Source organism: Stutzerimonas sp. (assembly GCF_982611455.1).
Genome location: NZ_CEXBBO010000043.1, coordinates 13,953 through 30,112, shown reverse-complemented (window position 1 = coordinate 30,112; position 16,160 = coordinate 13,953). Strand labels below are relative to the sequence as shown.

The following is a 16,160-nucleotide window of genomic DNA, read 5'->3' as shown; positions in this document are numbered from 1 at the left end:
CGTAAGCCGAAGTGCTGTATGGAAATGTTTGCATCGACTTGAGGCGGAGTGCGGTAGTGTGCGTCTGGCCCCCGACCCAGATCGGCCCAAACTGATCGTTGGACGCTGTAAAGGCCGCTCGGTCTTCCCGCTTTGTTGGTTTCCGGCCACAATTCACACCTGAGGCGCCGCCTGAGTCCGCATGGCCGGCCAAGAGGAATTCGACATGAGCAGCAACGACCGCGTCATTATCTTCGACACCACCTTGCGTGACGGCGAGCAGAGCCCTAGAGATGAACCGGGTCGAGATGCCTTTCATGATCGCTCAATAGCAAGCGCGCTAGGCAAGTGTGTTTTGCCAACGCCAGAAAGTCCTAGCAGCACGACGTTTTTACCTTGCGTTCGATAAACGCCAGTCCCGCCAACTCAGGATCTGGCACTTGTAGTGCGCCGCTGGCGTACTTGAAGGAGCGTCGTCGCTCGTTTCGAGCGCTATCTTCGCTCAGCAGAAGCTGTTCCCGAAAGTCGGTGTAGCTTGTTTCTTGCTCAGTGGCTTGCTGGGCTAGTGCCGGCAAGCCGTCGCGAAATTGTCCAGCTCGGACTGTTGGCAAGAGAACCGATGCGCAGGTATTGGAGGCTCATGGGTGCACTTCCAGCAGTGCCTGATAGAGCGACAGCGGTGCTGGTTGTGATGTCCGGTTTGATGGGCAAGTCCAGTAAACCCTGATCCTTTTCGCGAGCCAACTCCTGACTCGCACTCTAACCTTGTTAGCCGGAGAAACTGAGCATCCGCTTGCGCTTCTTCGGGGCGCTGACCAGCTCGCCGGGCGATGCCTTTTTCAACAAATTCCCCGCCTTGCCACTGGCCGCCAATCCTGGTGATACGGGAGGCTTGATCTTAATTCCGGAGCCTTTACCCGGCGAGCCACCAGCATTGAGCTTGGCCACCGGGCCGCTGACGGTGATGCCGCCGGGGTCGAGTTTGATGAAGCCGCCGCCGGCGGTGAGGGTCAGTTCGATACCGGCTTCGATGAGCATTTTCTGGCCTGCCTTGAGGTGAATTTCTCTACCGGTGCCTGTCAGTTGGGCAGTGCCGAGCTTGATGTGCTGGGTCTGGACGATGGCGAGGTGGTCGTCTGGTTTGACTTCCACCTTGCGGTCGGCGGCAACGGTAAGATGTTCTTCGGCCTTTAGCTCGGTAAAGCTCGTAGCTTCGACGATCTCATGCCGTTCGTTGCCGACGCGGATCTTCTGGTCGCGCTCGATGTGCTCATCCCAATTTTTTTGGGCGTGGAGATAGATCTGCTCCTGTCCTTTGCGATCATCAATGCGTAGTTCGTTGTAGCCACTGCCATCAGGTGAACTCAGCGTCTTGAATACCGTACGGGTCTTATTGGCTGGCAACTCATAGGGAACCGTGTGTTCCTTGTGATAGAGGCAGCCGGTAATCAGCGGTTGGTCGGGATCACCTTCGAGAAAGGTGACCAGCACCTCCATGCCGACTCGCGGAATCGCGATGGCACCATAGCGATCACCTGCCCAGCTCGAGGAGGCGCGCAGCCAGCAGCTGGTCTTTTCGTCGGTCTTGCCCTCGCGATCCCAGAGAAACCGGACCTTGACCCGACCGTACTGATCGCAGTGGACCTCTTCGCTAGCGGGACCGGTGACCGTCGCGGTCTGGCTACCGAGGACTTTGGGCTTTGGATGCTTGATTGCCGGCCGGTAGGGGATGTCCCAAGGAGTGGCGGTAAAGCGGTTGCGGTAGCCTTGGGTGAAGCTGTCGACCGCCAAGTTCCGCCCCTCACGTCCCCTCTCTCCCCGACTGGGAGAGAGGGGATGTCCCTGGTGGCTTGGAATACCGGTAATCGACTCTTCCAGCACCTGCGGCTGCTTGCCTTCGTGGATCACCTCGGTGAGCAACCAAAGGTCGTTCCATTCCCCGCGTGGGTGATCGGAGATTTCCAGCAGGTGACCGCTGACCAGTCTGGGCTGGTCACTAGAGCCTTTGGCCAGGAGGTAATCGCTGCAGTGGCGTTCAAGGGCGCGCTGGGACAGATGCTTGCCACGGGTGCGGTCGGTAAAGCGGCCGGGGTAGTCGTAGTCTTCCAGGTCTGGTTTTGGCGTCATCTGCTGTTCGACGGGCTGACCCTTGTGGGTGGCTTCCATCACCAGGCGCGGTTGCTCGAAGTCGTAGTTGCGCCGGCTTACGCGGCTGGTGTGGGTTTTTAAGCGTACGGAAAAGCGCTTGATTACTGGCTCATCGGCGACCAATCCGCTGTCCTGGAGATAGGCGGTGGGTTGGCCGAGCTTGGGAAAGGCCGTCTGGTCGTCACCGAATACCAGCACGTGGCCGCTCGGGCTGTGCTCGAAATGGTAGTGGATGCCTTCTTCCTCGCATAAACGCTGGATGAAGTGCAGGTCGGTCTCGTCGTACTGCGTGCAGTAGTCGCGCTTGGGATAGACCGCTGGGCCGAGCTGGAAGCGATAAGCGTTGGCCTGGATACCATGACCTTCGAGCACCTGTGCAATGATCTGGGGCACGGTCAGGTGTTGGAAGATGCGCTGGTCGGTTTGGTGGGCCAGATAGGCGAGTTGAGGGACGATCGTCAGCTGGTAGCGAGTCAAGCGTTTGCCGGATTCGTCCTGGGCGACGCGGTGGGTCAGGCCGTGGATGCCGTTGCCGGATGGCGACAGGGTGAGAAAGACCGGCTGGTGAAGCAGGCTCTGCAAGTCGAGATCAGGTCGCTCGCTGACTAACTCCAGGTCGAAGCGAAAGGGCTGGCTGATGGCCTCGCGTCCATTGAAGGCGAGCACCTGCAGGTCGTGCTCGATGCCTTCGATGGTAAGGGCGAAATGGGTGTCATTGGCCGCGTTAAACATGGCGCTTCCTTGTGCTCTTGTCATCCAGGGGTGGACCCGAACCAGCGCTGCAAGCGGCTGGGTGCGGGGCGGCGGAAAATATCCAGTAGTTGGGTCAGACTGGCCGTGCGCTCATCAATGTCGAACGCCAATGCCGTACGCAGCGTCGGCCAGACATAAGCCGGCAGATTCGGCGGGCACCGCAATTCTTTCTCTAGCGCCATCGCTTTTGCCTGCTTGGCACTCAATCGGCGGAACGGATGGTTGCCGCTTGCCAATTCAAAAAGCAGGCAGCCGAGCGCGTAGATATCACTGGCTTCAGATGGCTCGACGCCGTCTAGCAGTTCAGGGGCCGCATAGCGCGCCGTCCAGGCCTTGAAACGGTTACGAGAGAGGCGCGGTAGGTTCTTGAGCACGCCTTCGAGTGGCTGGCCGAGGCCGTAGTCGAACAAGCGCACCCCGTCCTCGGCAATTATCACGTTGCTCGGTTTAATGTCCCCGTGGATCACGCCGCGGCTATGGGAATAGGCCAGGGCCTCGAACAGCGGCAGGGCGATCTCGCATAGCTCGTTCCAGGCGAGCCCTTCAGGACGTTCGCTGAGCAGATGGTCGAGCGTCGGGCCCTTGAGCAGTTCGAGTGTGATGAACGCACGTTGGCTGGCAGTGTCCACGTCGAAGCCGAACAGGCGCACCACGTGGCGATGGCTCAGCCGGGCGGTCAGCGCGAACTCGGTGTAGAGCAGTGCATGCGCATCGGGATACTCGGCGAAATCGTCGCTCAGGGTTTTCAGTGCAACGTAGGGTTCCGGGTCGCCAAACTGTTCGCGCAAGAGATCTCGCGCCCGGTAGACCGCCCCCATGCCGCCGACGCCCAACAGCCGCTCGATCAGGTAGCGCCCGCCCAGCACCTGAGGCAGCTTGCCGGTCGAAGGAGTTGCGGCCTGCGTGGTCTGTGCGGAAGCCGTGGCGGCAAAGGCGAAGTAGGTGAGATCCGAGGCCGGCTCGACGCGCTGGGACTTGTTCATTGCCGCACGACCACAGCGCTGAGATTGTCTCGTGCCGGACCGTCCATGGCTTGGTCGAACAGCCGCTGCAGTGCAAGCCCGGTCGATGGCGAACTGAGCGCGGCGCCCAAGGCGTCCGGTAACAGGCTCTGGTAAAGGCCATCGCTGCACAGCAGCAGGGTATCTCCGGGGTAGACGTCGAGCTCAAGAATATCCAGCACTAACTGTTCGCTGGCTCCGATGGCGCGGGTGAGAGCGTGCGCTGCGGGATGGCGCGCGGCTTCCTGCGGGCTCAGGTTCTGCTCGTCAATCAGATGCTGCAGCAGCGAATGGTCACGCGAGAGCTGGTAGAGGCGGCCGCCACGCCAGAGGTAGCAGCGGCTGTCTCCGGCCCATACGCAGGCGGCGCGCTTACCATCCATCAGCAGAGCTACCACCGTGCTACCGATCACCGAGTCGGGGCGGTCGGCCGTGACCGTCAGCTCCTGTCCGAGCCGGCGATTGAGATCATGCAGGCAGCGGCGCAGGCAGACCAGTCGCTCGGCCAGGCTGCCTTCGGGCAACTCCGCCAGGTGGTCGACGATCAGTCGGCTGGCCAAAGCGCCGTTGTGGTGACCACCCATGCCGTCGGCGACCGCCCAGAGACCCTGTTCGGGGCGGTCGAGATAGGCGTCCTCGTTTCGTGCACGGACTTTGCCTGTATCGGTCCGTGCAGCGCTGCGCCAGCTATAGGCCAGACTCGTGATGCCCGCCATCACAGCGTTGCCGGCAACTTGAAATCGCGTAGCAAGGCGATGTCGAACGGGTTTGGTGAGCGCTGGCTGTGCAGCAGGTAGTTGGCGTGACGCCCGCCGAGGTTGGCTTTAAGCATCAAGACGTCGCGTCCGCTGTGGTAATCCACCTGCATCAGGTCCAATAAGCGGAACAGTGACCAGGGGCCAGTGTTGTTCTCGATGCCGACGCGGCGCCCGCCTAGTTCTTCGACCACCAGACTGGTGCGACCTTCCTTGGCGTCGGCAGGCCAGCTGAACGCAGTCTGTACGATCGGTCCGTGACGGTACTCCATCTGCTGGTTGCCGAGGCGGAAGTCGGCGCGGCCCAGGCTCGAGTCAAGCGAATAAGGTTCTAGCTTGAAGCGGATCTGCGGCTCGTTCGGGTTTTCGGCAAAAAAGCTGCGGCGAATGGTCTGTGCATGACTCATCTGAGCAAGGAATTCATGCGACAGCGGCAGGCCACGTCCATCGACCCGGCGCAGCCGATACTGGCCAGCATCGCCACTGACGAAAGGCTTGAGATACCGATCGAAAAAGTTACCAGCTACCCCCTGCGGCTTGAAAAATTCGCGGAAATCTGCGATCGCCACATCACTTTCGCTGTGCGCGCTAAACGGATAACGCTGGCGCAGCGAGCCCTTGTAGAACGCATACAGCTCGCTCTGGTAGCGCTGGTTCAGGTAGTGATAGGCGTCGTTGAGGACCTGCGCCCAGCTGTCTTCGGCGAGCCGGTCGAGCCAATTGCCGATTGGTTGCGGCAGGCGGGCGGCGCTGCTGCGCAGCTGATCGATGGCGTCGCGCTGACCGCCCACGCGAGCCTTGGCCAGTTCGAAAGCGGCCTGATCCGGCGCACTGGCATGGGCCAGGCTGGTCAGTTGTAGCTGCAGTGCGTCGAGGGCCTGCAGGGTTGGGATCAGCTCGACGCTGGCACCGCCGTTGTCGTCGAGCAAACGGTGCAGCGGCTCGAAGCGGCGTTCCAAAGCCTTGCGGGCGGTGTCTGGTAGGTTCTTCGTTAGGGCCGCCTGGGCCTGCTCGGCGGCGGCCGAAGCCAGCTTGGCTGACTTGCCCAATTTATCGGTGGTGCCCTTGAGCGCGTCGGTGGCTTCGGCAGCCTCGACCGCCCCGACAAAGCGAGTGTTGTTGCGTACTTCGACCAGCAGCTGGAGCAGCGGCGAATTGGCGGCGGTCAGGCCGCTGAGCAGCATCGCGCCCTGGCCCGAGCCTGCGATCGGCTCCAGGTTCAGCTGTGCAACGGCCTCACCCCAGTAGTTGGCATAGTCGCGGAAATAGCGCTGTTCCATTTCTACCATCAGGTGGCCGAGGTCCTTCAGGCTGAGGCTGTCGCTTTCACCGAGCACCCAATTGTCGTGCAGGATCTCGCGTACCAAGTCGCTGCCCTGGGCGACATAGAACTTCTGATAACCATTTTGGGTATAGAGCCCAGGGATGGTGTAATCGCTGCCGCCGAACAGTGCACTCTGGGACCCTAGACGCTGACTGAAACGGTAATCTGGAAGGCTTCGAGCTTGATCGCGCAGCATGCGGTAGACGACGTTGGCCAACGACTCGGCGTGCAGTACCTGGCGCGCCTGGGTGACCAATTGTTCATCAAGCGCATAAGGCTCGAAGCTCTCGCTTAGCATCCGTTGAAAATGAGTGTTCAGACCATTCTGCGCGACGGTGTTGCCGGCGTAGCGCAGCGACCAGTCGGCGGCCAGCCATTCTTTGAGGAAAGCGCTGTCGCGGCGCTGCTCGAGGTTGAGCATGAGATAAGCGCGCAGGCTCCCAAGTAGGCGTTCGCGGTCGTTCAGATTGGCTCGGATCTGAGCTTCGAGCTGACGGCCGACACGCGGCAGTAATTCATTCTCAAGCTCGCGGCGATAGGCGCGGTGCAATGTCGGATCGACGTGCTCTCGCTGGTATAGTCCTCCGCGCTGCAGGTAGGAGACTTCATCGTTTGCGGGAAATACTTGCGTCGCCGCGTAGCTCGTATCGAGTACGTTTAACGTGTGCATGGCGTCGCTCTGCACACTGAGGCCCTGGGGGGCTAACGAGTCCGCCAAGCTGCGCAGCTGCTCGAGCCGCTCATGGTTGGCCGAGAAGCCGTTGGCCCATAGTGCGCCGAACAGCGCCAGGCAGGAGAAGCTTGCGGCGTAGAGGGCGCGCTGACCCCAGTCAATGCGGCGCACTTCCCTCTGGTCCAAGCGAGCAAGGTCGGCTTCGGGGAAGATCACCCTGCTGAGTACATGATTAATGAAGCGTGCCCGGCCACTACGGAATGTTGGTAGCGCACTGCTGGACAGGCCGAGGTTGCGGCCGATGCCACTGGTCGTTGGGTCGAGCCCAGCCTGCAGCTGTGGCGCGCTGGTCAGGTAAAAGCCGCGTAGCTGGCTGGCGCGCTGGTAACGGTTGCCGGAGAACGCCAGCTCAATGAACAGGCATAGGCGCTCTCCGATCTGGCCGAGCTGGTGAGGGAAATCGAGAATGCGTCCGCGGCGCTGGGTATCGCGTTCCTGGTGCATGCGCAGGATCACCTGGCTGTTGAGTCGGCGTAGCAGCTCTTCGAACTCACCGCGCACCACGTTGACGTCGGTGCCGACCTGTTCTTTGCGGAAGCTGGCACCTAGGACTTGGTCGCTTTCCTCTCGTGACAACTGGTCGAAGAATTCCTCGAAACCGAGGATCTGGTCGGCCTTGCTCAGGATCAGATACACCGGTACGTCAGCGCCCAACCGTCGGTGAATCTCCTGCAGGCGCTGGCGGCTCTGGCGCGCCAAGGCTTCCAATGCCAGCTCGCTGGACTGCAGGATTTGCTCGACCGGAACGTTGATCAGCACACCGTTGAGTGGGCGTGCACGACGGCGGCGCAGCAGATCCATGAGGGTGCCCCAAGCCTCGCCATCGACCGATGCGTCGGGCTGGGTCAGATACCGGCCTGCGGTATCGATCAGCACCGCATGGTCGGCGAAATACCAGTCCGCGTAGCGAGTGCCTGAAACATCCTTGGTCAGGCGCTGGTTGTCGCCGCGGTTGAGCGGAAAATCCAGGCCGGAGAAATCCAGCAGCGAAGTCTTGCCGCTACCTTGGGGACCGAGCAGCAGGTACCACGGTAGGTCGTTGCGCCATTTCTCGCTGCGCCCACGGTACAGGCTCGAACTTTTGAGAGTGCGCACGGCGTCTTTGTAGCGCTGGCGAAGGATGCTTTGCTCCTCGGTGATCAGTCCTTCGCGACGCAAACGCTCCTGAGCTTCGTCGTCGCTGGCCTCGGCTTGCTGGCGACGGGTGCTGCGCCAACTGGCAAAAATTGTGAACAGACCCCATGCCAGGCACAGGCCAGCGATGGATAGTAGGCGGCTGGCCGACGATTCCCAGAATTTGTAATTATCGACGGCCAGCAGCGGGCCGAAGAACCATATCAATACGGCCAGCATCAGCAGGAGACATAGGCTCCATACCCAGGTTTTACGAAAAAAAGCGGCAAGCTTGCCGAAAAAAACCTTCATGAATATATACGTCCTTGTTACGGCTGAGGCTCGACCTGAACGGTCGGATCGACGGGTTGGTACGGCTGCAGCACGGCATCGCGCTGTTCACCCAGTACCCAGGCGAAGCCTGCATACATGATGCTCAGGCAGACCAGCGTGAACAGTGCGACCAGCCACCACGGCACGATGCGCACCAGACGCCGGCGGGTATCGCGCAGGCCTTGCCAGCGCGGCGATACCTCGCGCGGAACGTCGCCGCGCAGTTGGCGGATCTGCCGGTACAGGCTGTCGCGCACCGCTTCGAGTTCGAGCATGCCGCGCGGCATCACTCGGTATTTGCCTTCGAAGCCCAGTGACAGACAGAGATACATCAGCTCTAACATCGGCAGGTGCTTGATCGGGTTGCGCGAGAGGCGCTCGAGCAGTTGAAAGAACTTTTCGCCGCCGAAGGTCTCGTTGTGGAAGCTCGACAGCAGACTCATCTGCGACCATTCGCTCTCGTTGCCCCAGGGCGTGGTTACCACCGCTTCGTCGATCGCGGTGCATAGCACGTAGCGCGCGGCCATCACCTGGCTGCTTTCGGCGCCGTCATGCAGGGCGCGATGTTCGAACAGCTTGAGTTCGCCGGACAGGCGCTGATTCAGCGCACGCAAGTCTTCGCCTTCGAAGCTGTGCTTGAGGCGCACCACTTCGGACAGTAGCGAAGATGCCGCCGCGACCAGTGGGTTGAGGCTGATGTTGAATGTTTCCGCCGGGCGCAGGCGAGCGGCGTAGATCATCCGCTCCTCGAGTTGCTCGAATTTCGGCGGCGCGCTGAAATCCGTCAGCGGGCTTTGCGCTGGGGCGCCATCGTGGCGATTGAGGATGACCGTTTTGTCGTCCTGCCCGTAGTCCATTTCTCTGATCATGTTGGTCAGTTCCTTATCGCCCAGAATTTCAGCTCAAGCCCGGTGAATTCGCCGGAGACGTGGAAGGCGAAGCCGCCGGAGCGCTCCAGCTGCGCCAACTCCTCGGAGCTCAGCTCCAAGGCGAAATAGGTCTTGCCAGAGTGGAACGGGATCTGTCGCGGCGCCACCGGCAAAGGCTTCACCTTGATACCCGGTAGGTGCAGGTTGACCAACTGGCGGATGCGCTCCACGGGGCCGACCTTCAGATGCGCAGGCAGACGCGTGCGCAATTCCTCTGAGTCGCATTGGGCGCTGGCGGCGAGCACGAAAGAGGCGCTGCCTAACAGCTTGTGGTCATGCAACGGCGAGACCTGGATGCCGTACTGGCGTTGCTGCAGCAACAGCTCGATGGCGTGCTGCTCAAGGACCATCGACAGTACTTGGCGGATCGCATTCATCAGCTTGCGGAAAGAGAGACCTTGATCGTTATGCAGGTAGCTGCCATCCAACCGTGGTCGTTTGGTCTCGCTGGAGAACGTCGCCAGTTCGCCGAGCAGACCGAGCAGCTCCCGATAGATCTGTTCCGGGTGTATCCGGTCGATACCTAGGTAATGGCGCAGAACCGGCTCGTAGCGGTTGATCAGCTGCAGCATCATGAAATCGCCGACTTCGGCACCGCCAACCTTGCCGGTGGCGCGAATGCGTTCGGCGAGGATGTCGCCACGATGGCCGAGCATGCTGATTACTTCCTTCAGGCAGGACAACAGGTAGCTCGATGCCTGGAAGTCGATGAAGGTTGGGATGTATTCAGGGTCGAGGCTGATTACCCCGTCCGGCGTGGTGTCGAGGATGTCGCAGAGCTTGAGCTTTACGTAGGCTCGGTCGTCCTGCTGCTCGCCGAGCAGCAGCCGAAAGTCCGGACGGGCGGTGCTGACCTGACTGCTACTGCTGTCGCCGGCGTTGGAATCGGCGACTTCCTCGTCGAAGGCGGTGTAGCGTGCCAGCACGTCCTTCTGCTCCAGGCGGCGACTCTCTATATAGTTGCCGGTGACCAACGGCAGCGCCAGATAGACCGGGGTATTGCCAGTGTTAGGCGGTACGTCCAAAGCCAGCGGCTCACGCTCGGCGCCAATCTCGAACAGGCTACCATCGGGGAGAAGACCGCTGGCCTGGCTGAGCACCAGCTTGCCGATGTTGAGGAACTGGCGGTCGATCTCCAGCCCGAAAAAGCCCCAGGCGTAATGACCGAGCTTCTGGGTACGTAGCTTGAGCTGCGCGTCGTAATAACGGTCGTTCTGCTGGAAATGCTGCGGGCGAAGAAGCATGCCCTCCTGCCAAACTACTTTGTTCATGCTCATCGATCAGTTCTCCTTTGCGAGCGGGTCGATGACCTGGATGCCGCGCTCGTCGAGGCTCAGCTCGATGCGGTTCTGCGCCTTGTGCTGCAGTGGAATGACGAAGCGCCAGTTGGATTCGGGCAGGTCGCGGTAGGCCGCCAGCACACCGATATAGCGACTGCCTTCCTGGACGAACAGCTTGAGGTCACGTTGCTCGCCCGGGCGCAATTCCAGCTCCTCCTGAATCACCAGGTCAGGCGAGAGCGCTTCTTTGGGGCGTTGGTAGAGCGAGAAGAAATCAGTGTGCTCGAAAGCCACCGGATGTTTGAGCTCGATCAGCCGAATCACGATAGGCGAGGGGCGGCCGTTGAGATCGGGATTGAGCCGGTCACTGCCCTGCAACGACAGATCCAGCTTGGTCAGGTCGGAATTGGGTGAGAGCGCTGAGCAGCCGCCGAGCATGGCCAGCGCAGCGAATACTGCAGCGGGGAAAAAGCGAGACATGGACATCATCCTTGAAGGTCGGTGTTGAGCGTGGCAATCAGGCGTACCTGCTCCTCATAAGCCTGGGCAAAGTCGCGGGCGAACAGCCGTTCGCTCCAATCGTCGCTGCTTTGCATGGCCAGATGTAGTCGCTTATAAGCGCGCCAGCGGCTACCGGAGGTTGAAATCAGCGGCTTGCTGTCGCGCTCGAAGCGCAGCGCCAATTGCTCAGGCGACAGCTGTTCGAGCATACCTTTGACGGCAGCGCGGCTGGCCGCGAGCATCGCTACCTGATGCGCTTGGATGTCACGGAACGCACGACCAACCGCCTGTTCTGCGGGGAGCTGACCAGACTTGCCGCCTCGTAGCAGTAGAGTCAACGCCTCGCCACTGTCGATACTGTGCTTGAGCGGGTTGTTGCCAGCGCTCTGCACAGTGGTCAGAGAAAGGCGCATTTCATTTTTCAACTCGCCCCGGGTGCGCAATGCCTGCTGCAAATTGCCGACGCTCTGCTTGAGTAGCTTGGCGGCGCTGAGAGCCAGCGCCTGGCGGGCATCTTCATCAAACTCATCGAGCTTGACCCCGAGTGCTTCGCCGAAATGCTCCCAGAAGGAGGGCGGCATACGCTCGGGTTCGGGGGTGGCCTTGGACGGAGCGACCGGAGTGGGCATCACCAGTTCGGGAACCTGTAGGTTCTCCTCGTCGATCTGTGCATAGTCGCGCTGCTGAGCCGAGGGCCGGGGCGGAGCGAGTACGGCGGTCAAGTCGTCCACTTCGGCGTAGACGCGCTCCTGCTGATCAATTGCAGTGAGCGGATCGAGATCGAGGAATGCGTCGTCGGGGATAATGCTGCCGGCTGGCTGCGGGCGGCCGATATCACCTTCGAAGGAGCCGGGGTCCTGGATTAGCCGGGCGCGAATCTCGAAGTCGCCCAGGCAGTACACGCTACCGTGCTCGATTCGCTGCGCCCGGCCCTTGTCCAGGCTGGCGCCGCTGTCCTTGAGTTGAATGCCGTTGCTGCTGGTGTCCGTGAGAAAGAACGCCCCGTTTCGGTAACTCACCTCGGCGTGGCGGCTGGACAACACGCGTTTGCGGTCCGGGATCACCCAGTCGCAACCCTCGGCGCGACCGATAACGCCACCGGCCTGCTTGAATGTTTTGCTGCTTATCAGGCCCGGCAAGAACTGCTGCGCGCTGACCATATCGAAAACCAGTTCCATGGCTCTGCTGCTCCTAGCGGTCAGTGCCCGCGCTTAATTGCCAGCGGGTCACCCAAGGGGCGATATTCGTCGTCATTGAACTTGTAGTTGCCGGAGCAACCAGAAAGGGCGAGGGATGCAGCGAATAAAACGAGGGCGCAATAGCGGGCTAGCACGCGATTTCCTCCTTGAAAGCGTGTGGGCGAACCGCCCCGCTACGCAGATGGCGAAGCGGGACTCAGGCTGTGCATTGAAGTTCACCTAAGGGCGCACGTGGGTGAACGGGGTCACGAAAAAGGGTGAGTTCGGGTCTGAAACGAGAGCTGAGGCTATAAATGGGTCCCAGCCCCAGCGTGACGCCGCCGCTACGCAAGAACCTTCGCGCCGTCCTTTTTGAAGGCCGCTAGACGCTCCGCGGTCTGGTTGTCCTCAATGGCGCGCCATTGCGCTACTAGCTCCGCAAGATCTACCCGTTCCGCGTGTTCGCCGAAGACGCTACGTGGTGTCACCAGGCGCTCCGCCTGGGCGAGCAGACGTTGCTGAGCTTGAGTGAGCGCCGGACTCTGTTCGGCTCGGATGCGCTCCGCCTGCTCCACCGCATCGGCGTAGATTGCACGCAGCTCCAGATCGCTCTTGCCGTAGAAACGCATCTCACCCCTACGCCTTATTTCCCAGCGAAACTCATTGAATGAGCGCGCTTGCCAACTATCCAGTAGCTGGGCGGTGCTCAGTAACTGGGCGTAGATGTCACGAATTTCGGCCTCGGTGAAGAGCTTTCCGTTGCGCTCCTCGACGCTAGCGTTCCAGCGCAGCAGGTTAGTGAGCGCTGCCCGTGCGTAACCGCTATCGCTGGAATGATGAGTTCCCCAAAGCGAAAGGCGGTTTGGCATATCACCATCCAGGCCGATTTCCCCAACGTAGCGTGCGCAGGTCTGCTCGTCGATCAGTGCGCAACCCGGCTGCCAGAGAACCGCGGCCTCGCTCCCGCCCCCGGGCTTGCGCGGCATGAGATGCCACTGCTCTCCGTGGTGCTCATAGGCGTCGCCCTGAAGATTCACGAGCCCTGCAAGCAACAACGCGATGCCGGCTGCTGGGGAGCTGAACAGCAGAGCCGTACCGGGGAGGGCCAGCCTCCACTCCGCATCCATCCAAGGCAGCGGAACGGCCGGAACCGGATCGTTATGGTTGACGATACGGTGATGCGTGAGCGGCTGCGCCGCCTTGACGAAGGCGGCGTCGCCAGCACGTGGCGCGCCGTAAGTGTAGAGCTGAATATCGTCGGACCATTTCCGGCGCAGCCAGTCTGCCAATAGCAAGGCAATCGCCCCGCCGAGACTATGGCCGCAGACGATTAGAGTCTGCTCGCCTGTGTAAAAAGCACTGAGATAACGCTCAATAAAGGGTTTCGCTGCTTGAAATCCGCCATAGAAACCGCGATGTGCTTGGCCTTCGCCATCTTCAAATGGCACTTGACGAGCATCAGCGTCGCGGCTGGCATCTGCCAGCATCTCCTGAGTGCCGCGAACCGAGATCAGCACTACCTTGTCGTTATGCGTGATGAAGGCTTGTGTATCCGCGTCTGTGTCGTAAAGAAAATGTACGTCTTCTGGGTTCTTCCAGCCTTCCTGCGCTTCGTGTTCGTAGTGCTCTGGATCGTAAGGCATCGTTTCGAGTCGCTTCGAATAAGCGACTTCTTCGCAAAGCAGGTGATAAGGGCCGGCAGTATCGAACTGCGTTGGCTTTACTCGACGGCCCAGCTGGTTCTGAAGTACATGGCCAATACTCCCAATCGAGTCGTAGGGAGGAGGAGAAGATGTGTAAGGGGTCTTGTTAGTACTAAAGGGGGCGTAAACGAAAGTGCTCATCAGCGCAAGGTGATAGGCGTTTAGTGCGCAGAAGTCCGGCTCTCGAGACAGTAGTGGGCTATATGCACGGAGTGCTTTGATTTCTATGAGGTGATGCTGGTTCGGAGCGAGCGCAATGCCTGGATGATCCGTTGCCAAGCCTGTGTTTCGCTTCAATTCTGCGGAAGGCCTCGGCGTCCAGGCTTTGTCAGGCGCTGGTAGGTGACTGGTGGTCTCGGTGAAGTCACTGACTTCTGCCCGGAGGAGGCGAGCTTGTTCTTGTGCCGCCCGTGCTTCCGCCAGATAGGTGTTGCCGCCAGCACGGCGAGGCCCTGCGGGGGATTGCTCGGCAGCGGCTTGCAGTGCCGTGAGGGGGATGCGGAATTTTTCTCGACGAGAAATCGTGGCGTACCAGCGGTCGCCGCCGGAGTAACTGTCCGAAATTGACAGAACAACCGGCCCGCAATGAAGGTTATCCGTTCTCGTATAACCGTCACCATCTAGCACACCGGAATATAGTTGCCCTTGGCTGTCCTGCAGTTGATAGGAGAGGCCAGCGTAGGGCTTCCCATCACCATGCTCATCTACCAAACGGAAGCTGATCCAATCGCGTCGAAGGGGGCATTGAATTGCTACTTGAAACACCGAGTCGTTCATCCTTGGTTCACTCTGTGCAGTGTGGATAAACCGTGCATTCCCGGCCATCCATCTTGAAGGTGCGGTATTGCGGCGGATCCGTGCAGAGCTCCTCGAATCTTGTCCCCCAACGGCCCGTGCATGGCTTCCAGCCAGCCGTTGTATTCAGCCAGTAACCATTGAGATATGGGCGGTCATCCCCGCTTAGTTTGAATGCCAGACGTACAGTCCTGCCTGCCAACTGCTCGTGTATTACGTAAGCTCCGGCACCTTTACAGCTGAGTAGCTTGCTAATCTCGCCATCCCGAGACTTCGCCTTGCTGATTTGAAATAGCCAGGAACATTTAGCTGTTTTGGACAGAGTCCCGTCTGCTTGAAATGCAGGAGCACCCGCTGGGAGCTGGTCGACGATCGTCAACCCGCCATTGTCATAGGTTTGTTGCCAGTCCTTGTCGCCGTAGCGGGCATTTATGAACAGCCCGACTCGGGCCAGCTGCATGTCGCACATACCGTCGCGGTAGTTCACCGGAATGCGGAATCGATATTCATGGGGTTCGCTGTCGAAGTCCGTCTCGAAGGTCTTCGTTTGGCTACGGCCGTTACAGTTTTCCGCCGCGCCGTAATGCGCTTGTGCTTTGAGGGCAAAATCGGCAGGTAACTCGCCTTCAAGCGTAAAGGACTCAGCGCCTAGCGAGCCGACGGCGCTGCAAGCATTAAGGGTGAGGGCCAGCAGACCCGGCCACAGAAAGGCGCCGGTGCAGAACTTCTTGATCGGGTTCATGAGTGATGTTTCCGTGCATTGGTTGCTGAAAGCAGTTCGCTGACCCGGGCGAAATGTGCTTCCGACGTTTCATGTTCGGCGGGAGCCCATGCTGGGTGTTCGGCAAGCGCGGGGTCGAGTTGGTGGCGCAGCAAGAAATGCAGGTGTTCTTGAGAATGCCAATTCCAGCGTCTGGCTTTGTTGAGTTGCTGGTCCAGCCAGTCACTCAGCAATCGAGTTTCGGCCAGATCGGTAGTGGCGCTTGAATGGTTCTGCCACAACCAGAGCTCCAGATTGTGTCGCTTGGTGTCGTGTTGCACCGTTTCCGGTTCGGCTACCGCCAGCCATGGCGTCTCGAACGGCGCAGGGTACTGGTCTGGCCGTGAATTATCGAAGCGCTGCCAGCATTGGCCATCCCAGCACAGGGCACTGATAAGAGGGCCGAGCAAAAGCGGGCGCTGGGCCTCATCCATTTCGCGGAGATGGCGAGCAATGACGCGGTTGTCCTGGAAACGGTATAGCGAGCATTGCCCGTATTCTTCGATCAACATCCGGTCGCGCCAGTGCTGGGTGAGGACGGTCAGGTCGAGTTGCTCGGCGCTTGCGAGCCAGCCCCAGTTTTGCTCCGGTGAGTTGAGTAGCGACTGAATCGGCTCTGCCTCTGGACTAAGCAGGTGGACCAGCCAAGGGCTGACACTATCCATCTCGCCATAGTTAGTGCCCTGATAAATATTTACGTAGCTATCCATCAGACCTGCTCGGAAGAGTTCTTCGACGGGGTCTGGTTCGGCGAGACGGTCGAGGATCAAGAGGAATTCGCGCTGTTGCGCAACTTGTTCGGCGATCCACTCGCATATTGTCGCTGTCGGGCTCTCGTGCTGTGCAGGGATCATGAGAGTTTCCATGTCGTCCAA

General features: G+C 60.1%; 13 protein-coding genes and 1 pseudogene. All 14 read right to left on the bottom strand.

Annotated features, from left to right (window positions below; genetic code table 11):
- The coding region (locus AC2LD7_RS19565) for a hypothetical protein (protein ID WP_484599340.1) at positions 1 to 298 on the bottom strand (298 nt) is incomplete at its 3' end.
- Positions 295 to 369 (bottom strand): annotated as a pseudogene (locus AC2LD7_RS19560) (hypothetical protein); the annotation flags it as partial. The gene AC2LD7_RS19565 and the pseudogene AC2LD7_RS19560, both read right to left, overlap by 4 nt.
- A gap of 378 nt (positions 370 to 747) precedes the next feature.
- A complete protein-coding gene (locus AC2LD7_RS19555; protein ID WP_484599339.1) occupies positions 748 to 2,859 on the bottom strand; it encodes a type VI secretion system Vgr family protein in 2,112 nt (703 codons plus the stop codon).
- Positions 2,860 to 2,879: 20 nt separating this feature from the next.
- Entirely contained in the window at positions 2,880 to 3,863 is a 984-nt protein-coding gene (locus AC2LD7_RS19550; protein ID WP_484599338.1) for a serine/threonine-protein kinase, read from the bottom strand.
- Complete coding sequence (locus tag AC2LD7_RS19545) at positions 3,860 to 4,597, bottom strand: PP2C family protein-serine/threonine phosphatase (protein WP_484599337.1); 738 nt, start codon at positions 4,595 to 4,597, stop codon at positions 3,860 to 3,862. The genes AC2LD7_RS19550 and AC2LD7_RS19545 overlap by 4 nt, the downstream gene beginning before the upstream one ends.
- Positions 4,597 to 8,118 (bottom strand): type VI secretion system membrane subunit TssM, encoded by a 3,522-nt coding sequence (gene tssM, locus AC2LD7_RS19540; RefSeq protein WP_484599336.1) that lies wholly within the window; start codon positions 8,116 to 8,118, stop codon positions 4,597 to 4,599. Before tssM ends, AC2LD7_RS19545 begins: the two co-directional genes overlap by 1 nt.
- 17 nt (positions 8,119 to 8,135) lie before the next feature.
- The gene (gene icmH, locus AC2LD7_RS19535; RefSeq protein WP_484599335.1) at positions 8,136 to 9,008 is read right to left on the bottom strand and encodes a type IVB secretion system protein IcmH/DotU; all 873 of its coding nucleotides are present in this window, start codon (positions 9,006 to 9,008) and stop codon (positions 8,136 to 8,138) included.
- Between the two features lie 5 nt (positions 9,009 to 9,013).
- Positions 9,014 to 10,345 carry a type VI secretion system baseplate subunit TssK gene (gene tssK / locus AC2LD7_RS19530; protein ID WP_484599334.1) on the bottom strand — a complete coding sequence of 444 codons (1,332 nt, stop codon included), beginning with the start codon at positions 10,343 to 10,345 and terminating at the stop codon, positions 9,014 to 9,016.
- 3 nt (positions 10,346 to 10,348) lie between these two features.
- Positions 10,349 to 10,828 carry a type VI secretion system lipoprotein TssJ gene (gene tssJ, locus AC2LD7_RS19525; RefSeq protein WP_484599333.1) on the bottom strand — a complete coding sequence of 160 codons (480 nt, stop codon included), beginning with the start codon at positions 10,826 to 10,828 and terminating at the stop codon, positions 10,349 to 10,351.
- 5 nt (positions 10,829 to 10,833) lie between these two features.
- Positions 10,834 to 12,027, bottom strand: a complete 1,194-nt coding sequence (tagH, locus tag AC2LD7_RS19520) for a type VI secretion system-associated FHA domain protein TagH (protein WP_484599332.1) — start codon at positions 12,025 to 12,027, stop codon at positions 10,834 to 10,836.
- 20 nt (positions 12,028 to 12,047) lie between these two features.
- Complete coding sequence (locus AC2LD7_RS19515) at positions 12,048 to 12,182, bottom strand: type VI secretion protein (RefSeq protein WP_484599331.1); 135 nt, start codon at positions 12,180 to 12,182, stop codon at positions 12,048 to 12,050.
- A gap of 189 nt (positions 12,183 to 12,371) precedes the next feature.
- On the bottom strand, positions 12,372 to 14,507 hold the full coding sequence (locus AC2LD7_RS19510; RefSeq protein WP_484599330.1) for a lipase family protein: 2,136 nt from the start codon (positions 14,505 to 14,507) through the stop codon (positions 12,372 to 12,374).
- 7 nt (positions 14,508 to 14,514) lie between these two features.
- Complete coding sequence (locus AC2LD7_RS19505) at positions 14,515 to 15,267, bottom strand: hypothetical protein (protein WP_484599329.1); 753 nt, start codon at positions 15,265 to 15,267, stop codon at positions 14,515 to 14,517.
- Entirely contained in the window at positions 15,264 to 16,139 is an 876-nt protein-coding gene (locus tag AC2LD7_RS19500; protein WP_484599328.1) for a DUF4123 domain-containing protein, read from the bottom strand. Before AC2LD7_RS19500 ends, AC2LD7_RS19505 begins: the two co-directional genes overlap by 4 nt.
- Positions 16,140 to 16,160 lie beyond the last annotated feature (21 nt).

What these genes read in the sequence shown, in the direction of transcription:
- AC2LD7_RS19555 (WP_484599339.1), bottom strand. Translation starts at nt 2,859, where the DNA reads ATGTTTAACGCGGCCAATGACACCCATTTCGCCCTTACCATCGAAGGC.
- AC2LD7_RS19550 (WP_484599338.1), bottom strand. Translation starts at nt 3,863, where the DNA reads ATGAACAAGTCCCAGCGCGTCGAGCCGGCCTCGGATCTCACCTACTTC.
- AC2LD7_RS19545 (WP_484599337.1), bottom strand. Translation starts at nt 4,597, where the DNA reads ATGGCGGGCATCACGAGTCTGGCCTATAGCTGGCGCAGCGCTGCACGG.
- tssM (WP_484599336.1), bottom strand. Translation starts at nt 8,118, where the DNA reads ATGAAGGTTTTTTTCGGCAAGCTTGCCGCTTTTTTTCGTAAAACCTGG.
- icmH (WP_484599335.1), bottom strand. Translation starts at nt 9,008, where the DNA reads ATGATCAGAGAAATGGACTACGGGCAGGACGACAAAACGGTCATCCTC.
- tssK (WP_484599334.1), bottom strand. Translation starts at nt 10,345, where the DNA reads ATGAGCATGAACAAAGTAGTTTGGCAGGAGGGCATGCTTCTTCGCCCG.
- tssJ (WP_484599333.1), bottom strand. Translation starts at nt 10,828, where the DNA reads ATGTCTCGCTTTTTCCCCGCTGCAGTATTCGCTGCGCTGGCCATGCTC.
- tagH (WP_484599332.1), bottom strand. Translation starts at nt 12,027, where the DNA reads ATGGAACTGGTTTTCGATATGGTCAGCGCGCAGCAGTTCTTGCCGGGC.
- AC2LD7_RS19510 (WP_484599330.1), bottom strand. Translation starts at nt 14,507, where the DNA reads ATGAACGACTCGGTGTTTCAAGTAGCAATTCAATGCCCCCTTCGACGC.
- AC2LD7_RS19505 (WP_484599329.1), bottom strand. Translation starts at nt 15,267, where the DNA reads ATGAACCCGATCAAGAAGTTCTGCACCGGCGCCTTTCTGTGGCCGGGT.
- AC2LD7_RS19500 (WP_484599328.1), bottom strand. Translation starts at nt 16,139, where the DNA reads ATGATCCCTGCACAGCACGAGAGCCCGACAGCGACAATATGCGAGTGG.